Genomic DNA, 5,531 nt, shown 5'->3' with positions numbered 1-5,531 from the left:
GTTTTTATTATATCGAACCAAATATTAAAAAGTTTATATGGGGGGGGGGATTTTGATAAATTTGAATAAAATATTGCAAATTTTTTAATAAATTTGAGAAATTTATAAAATTTAGATTAGATATTGTAGATTTATGACTTGAGTATTTTATAATTTTTATAGTGGGATTTGGATTAGAATTGGTGAAATATTAAAATATTATGGGGGTGTAATTGGGTTGGGGGTTTTGGGGAATTAAAGGATTTTTTTGGGATTAGGATTAGGTTGGGATTGATTATGGTTTATGTAATTGGGTAAATAGTTTTTAAGATGAGTAAGGATTATGATAATAGATCAACCAATGCAAATAAAGCAGATTTTACAATCAATATAAATGACGAATAAAAAAGCGAAATTTAAAAGCCTAGCTAGCAAATGCTAGCTAGTTAGAATTATTTAAGTGTAGAAATATAGTCATTAACTGCTGCCATATCAGCATCGCTTAGAGTTGCCATTTGACCTTTCATAATAGCACCCATATTGATTTTACCTTTACCGCCATTGATAGCGCCAGCTTTGTAAGCTTTCATATCAGCTAATCTTTGAGCTGGATCGATCTCAACTAGAGCTGGAACTTTATTTAAATATTTTTTCTCAGCTTTAGCACCATGACAAACTGCGCATTTTTTATAAATCGCAGCACCATCAGCAGCGAATGCACCTACACAGGCTAATGCAACTAGTAGAACTACTTTTTTCATTTTATATCCTTTTTTGAAATTTAATACTGGTATTATAGTGCCAATATTCTAAAATTTAGATTAAATTCTACAATTAAATTTCTAAATTTTGCAAACTAAATTTGGGCTATATTAAGTGAATTTAAACTAAAAAATAGATAAAATCAACCTATGGAAAAGATTAAAGCACTATTTTTAGACCGTGATGGGGTGATAAATTACGACCCTGGCTATGTATATCGTATAGAAGATTTTGAGTTTATGCCTGGCATTTTTGAAGCATTAGCTGGATTTATGGCACTTGGATATGAAATTTTTATAGTAACAAATCAATCTGGAATTGGTAGAGGGTATTATAGTCAAAGTGATTTTGCTAAGCTTAGTGAGTATATGATAGGCAAATTTGCTGCTTATGGAGTAAATATTAGGGAAATTTATCACTGTCCACATATACCAAGCGATAATTGCAACTGCAGAAAACCAAAGCCTGGTATGATTTTGCAAGCATTAAATGAGCATAATATCGACCCGCAAGCTTCGCTAATGATAGGCGATAAGCCAAGCGACTTAGAAGCAGCACGCAGGGCTGGCGTAGAAAGTGGATATCTAATTGGCCAAAATGATGGCGAATTTAAAAGCGTATTAGAAGTTTTAGAATATATAAAAGGACAAAAATGAAAGTATTAATAACAGGTGGAGCTGGCTTTATAGGCTCAAATTTAGCCAAACATTTTATGGAAAAGAACGAAGTTTTAGTAGTGGATAAATTTCGCTCTAATGAGACTTTTAGTAATGGAAATTTAAAGAGTTTTGGGCATTATAAAAATCTAATTGGTTTTAAAGGTCAAATTCATTGTGGCGATATTTGCGACAAGGAAACTATCAAAAAAATGCGTAAATTTGCCCCAGATGTGATCTTTCACGAAGCTGCTATATCTGATACAACAGTAGCAGAACAAGATGAGATAATGCAGGTAAATTTAAATTCATTTAAAGATATTATTAATATTGCTTACGAAAATGGATCAAAGCTAATATATGCTAGTAGTGGCGCTACATATGGAGATGCGCCAAGCCCGCAAAGCGTAGGTAAAGGTGAAAATCCTGGCAATGTATATGGATTTTCAAAGCTTATGATGGATGAGATGGGGCGTGAATTTAACGCTAAAACCGGCCTTCATATCGTAGGGCTTAGATATTTTAATGTCTTTGGTGATGGGGAGTTTTTTAAAAATAAAACCGCCTCTATGGTTCTTCAATTTGGCTTACAAATCCTAAGCGGTAAGGCGCCAAGACTTTTTGAAGGTAGCGATAAGATCAAGCGTGATTTTGTCTATATCAAAGATATAATTGCTGCAAATGAACTAGCCATAAAAGGCAAAAGTGGCGTCTATAATGTAGGTACTGGAAATGCTAGAAGCTTTCAAGATATTGCTGATATTTTGCAGCGTGAAATTGGCGTAAATTTAGGAAATGAGTATATTGTTAATCCATTTGCGTCTCAGTATCAATTCTTTACTCAAGCCGATATCGCCCCTACGATAAAAGGATTAAAATATAAACCAAAATGGAGCTTAGAAGATGCTATAAAAGATTATCTTCCATCAATAAAGAGAATTTATCATAGTGAGATTAAGTAATGGCTAAGATTTTAGTTGTTGGGGATTTAATGATTGACCACTACATATGGGGAAGCTGTGAGCGCATTAGCCCAGAGGCTCCAGTTCAAGTAGTAAATATCAAAAATGAAACTAAAAGGCTGGGCGGCTGCGGTAATGTCGTATCAAATTTAATCGCTCTTGGTGCAGATGTAGGCGTAATAAGCGTAGTAGGCGATGATGAGCTAGGAGTTGAGATTTTAGAGCTTTTAAAAAGCCGTGGCGCAAAGGCTGAGCTAGTAATTAGCGAAACAGGCAGAAAATCAAGCCAAAAAAGCCGTGTAATGGTATCTCACCAGCAAGTTTTACGACTTGATACTGAGAGTGTGTGCGATATTTGTTGCGCTGATGAGATCGTAAGCAAATTTAAAGATATTTTAGCTAAGTATGATATCGTGCTATTGAGTGATTATGGTAAAGGTGTATTGAGCAATTATCTAACAAAACAGATAATTGCCATATCTAAAAATAATAACAAAATGGTTCTAGTCGATCCAAAAGGTAAAGATTATAGCAAATATAAAGGCGCAACCCTTCTAACACCAAATAAAAAAGAGGCAAGCGAGGCGCTAGGCTTTAGTATTGATAATGATGAAAGTCTAGAACTAGCATTAAAAACTATGAAAATAAACTACGATCTAGAGTATTCACTAATCACGCTTAGCGAAGATGGTATCGGACTTTTAGATAGTTGCGTACGCAAATTTCCAGCTCTTGCTAAAGAGGTATTTGATGTAACAGGTGCTGGCGATAGTGTGCTAGCTACTCTTGGATATTGTCTAGCTAGCAAGATGAGTATTCACGAAGCCATTGATAATGCAAATTTAGCTGCTGCAGTAGTAGTTGGCAAGGTTGGAAGCGCAGATGCTAGCTGGGGCGAAATAGAGAGCCTAAAAACTAAAAAGATTGGTTTTGAGCGTAAAATAGTCAAGCTCGATGAGCTTTTAAAGGTAGATAGAAGCGGTAAAACATTAGTATTTACTAATGGCTGTTTTGATATTATGCATTTAGGACATATTAGCTACTTACAAAAGGCTAAAATGCTTGGTGATATATTAGTAGTAGGGTTAAATTCAGATAGCTCGGTAAGATCACTAAAAGGCAATGATAGGCCAGTAAATACGCAATATGATAGAGCTGCTATGTTATGCGCGATGGAATTTGTCGATTTTGTTGTGATTTTTGATGAGTTAACCCCACACGAACTAATCAAATCAATCCGCCCTGATATACTTGTAAAAGGTGCAGATTATGCTAATAAAGAGGTCGTAGGGAGCGAATTTGCTAAAAGGGTTGAGCTAATTGACTTTATCGAAGGAAAAAGTACTACAAAAATAATAGAAAAAATCAAAAACTAAGAGGATAAAATGAGCATATTTACAGATGAATTAAAGGCACATTTAGAGGTGGCAAACTGTGTTATTAGCATTGATGAGACGGTAATGAGCTTAGCAAATTTAGCCCTACAAACACTAAAAAATGGTAATAAAATTTTAATATGCGGAAATGGTGGAAGCGCAGCTGATGCTCAACATTTTGCTGCTGAGCTAACTGGGCGATATAAGAGCGAGAGAATATCTCTTCCTGCTATTGCGCTTACAACTGATACATCTGCTATTACTGCTATTGGCAATGATTATGGATATGATGAAGTCTTTGCTAGGCAGCTTAGTGGCGTAGGAAATAGTGGAGATTTGCTAATTGGTATAAGCACTAGTGGAAATAGCACAAATATCCTAAAGGCTTTACAAATTGCAAAACAAAAGGGTATTAAAACCGCAGGACTAAGCGGCAAAGGTGGTGGAGAGATGAATAGTTTGTGTGATATAAATGTAGTTGTACCTTCTAATGATACGGCTAGAATTCAAGAGATGCATATTTTGATTATTCATACTATTTGCGCTGCGATAGATGGAGCGTTTTAAGGGGTCAATTTAGATATAATAGCACCCAATTTAAAGGATAAAAATGCAAAAACCATCAAAACTAGCACAAACTCCGCAAATTCGTTTTGCAGGATTTACTGACCCTTGGGAACGGCGTAAGTTGGGGGATTGTGTAGATGTTCAAAGTGGAAGAGATTATAAACATCTTTTAGAAGGTAATATCCCTGTGTATGGAACTGGTGGATATATGTTATCTGTTAATGAAGCACTGTCATATAATCAAGATGCTATTGGAATCGGAAGAAAAGGAACTATAGATAAACCTTATATTTTAAAAGCTCCTTTTTGGACTGTTGATACTCTATTTTACGCACTTCCAAGAGAAAATAACAAATTAGATTTTCTGAATTGTATTTTTCAAAAAATTAATTGGAAATCAAAAGATGAATCTACTGGTGTTCCAAGCTTATCTAAAACAATAATCAATAATGTGGATATTCATATTCCAGAAGAAACAGAACAAACCAAAATCGGCACCTACTTCCAGTCTCTCGACAACCTTATCACCCTTCACCAAAGCAAATTTGAAAAATTGCAAAAGATAAAAAAATCTTGTTTGCAAAATTTATTCCCACAAAACAACCAAAACACCCCAAAAATTCGCTTTAAAAATTTTAGTGATGAGTGGGTGGAAAGTAAACTTAAAGAAAATTGCATATATAAAAGTTCCAATTTATCAAATAGTGATATTGAAAAAGAAGGAATTTATGATTTATATGATGCCAATGGAATAATAGGAAAAACAAAGAAAAATCCACAAACACTTGATTATATAACTATTATCAAAGATGGTTCAGGTGTTGGTAGAGTTCGTTTACTGCCAAAAAATACTGCTTTTATAGGAACAATGGGTGCACTACAAAGCAATAATTGTATAAATTTTCTTTATGTATTATTGCAGAAAATGGATTTTTCTTTTTTTATAAATGGTGCAACCATACCGCACATTTATTTTAGTGATTATGGAAATGCTATAAATAAAATTCCCAAAAATTCAAAAGAACAAGAAAAAATCGGTGCGTTTTTCTCTAAACTTGATAACCTTATCACCCTTCAACAGCGCAAGGTAGAAAAATTAAAAAATATTAAAAAGGCATTGCTTAATAAAATGTTTATCTAGTAATCGCAATAAACTATGATAAATTTATCTAAATAATCTGCCTAGCTAGCTCTAATGCAAGGGCTGGTTTTAACTCTTTCATACATTC

The 5,531-nt window shown here is 34.1% G+C and carries 6 protein-coding genes; 5 read left to right on the top strand and 1 reads right to left on the bottom strand.

Annotated elements, in window-relative coordinates:
- Positions 1–431: 431 nt before the first annotated feature.
- On the bottom strand, positions 432–740 hold the full coding sequence (locus tag J6V67_RS05135; RefSeq protein ID WP_291859722.1) for a c-type cytochrome: 309 nt from the start codon (positions 738–740) through the stop codon (positions 432–434).
- Positions 741–890: 150 nt separating this feature from the next.
- Here J6V67_RS05135 and gmhB point away from each other — a divergent pair, with 150 nt between their 5' ends.
- From gmhB to J6V67_RS05110, 5 genes are read left to right on the top strand one after another with little or no spacing between them, the layout of a single operon-like run.
- Positions 891–1,397, top strand: coding sequence for a D-glycero-beta-D-manno-heptose 1,7-bisphosphate 7-phosphatase (gene gmhB, locus J6V67_RS05130; RefSeq protein ID WP_291859718.1), 507 nt, complete (start codon positions 891–893; stop codon positions 1,395–1,397).
- On the top strand, positions 1,394–2,359 hold the full coding sequence (gene rfaD / locus J6V67_RS05125; RefSeq protein ID WP_291859715.1) for an ADP-glyceromanno-heptose 6-epimerase: 966 nt from the start codon (positions 1,394–1,396) through the stop codon (positions 2,357–2,359). Before gmhB ends, rfaD begins: the two co-directional genes overlap by 4 nt.
- Positions 2,359–3,735 carry a D-glycero-beta-D-manno-heptose-7-phosphate kinase gene (gene rfaE1 / locus J6V67_RS05120; protein ID WP_291859712.1) on the top strand — a complete coding sequence of 459 codons (1,377 nt, stop codon included), beginning with the start codon at positions 2,359–2,361 and terminating at the stop codon, positions 3,733–3,735. Before rfaD ends, rfaE1 begins: the two co-directional genes overlap by 1 nt.
- Positions 3,736–3,744: 9 nt before the next feature.
- The gene (gene gmhA, locus J6V67_RS05115) at positions 3,745–4,302 is read left to right on the top strand and encodes a D-sedoheptulose 7-phosphate isomerase (RefSeq protein WP_291859709.1); all 558 of its coding nucleotides are present in this window, start codon (positions 3,745–3,747) and stop codon (positions 4,300–4,302) included.
- Between the two features lie 43 nt (positions 4,303–4,345).
- Entirely contained in the window at positions 4,346–5,443 is a 1,098-nt protein-coding gene (locus J6V67_RS05110) for a restriction endonuclease subunit S (protein ID WP_291859706.1), read from the top strand.
- Positions 5,444–5,531: the final 88 nt, after the last annotated feature.

Source organism: Campylobacter sp. (assembly GCF_017646085.1).
Taxonomy (GTDB): domain Bacteria; phylum Campylobacterota; class Campylobacteria; order Campylobacterales; family Campylobacteraceae; genus Campylobacter.
The sequence above is the reverse complement of the archived record's forward strand: the minus strand, read 5'-3'. Positions and strand labels throughout refer to the sequence as shown.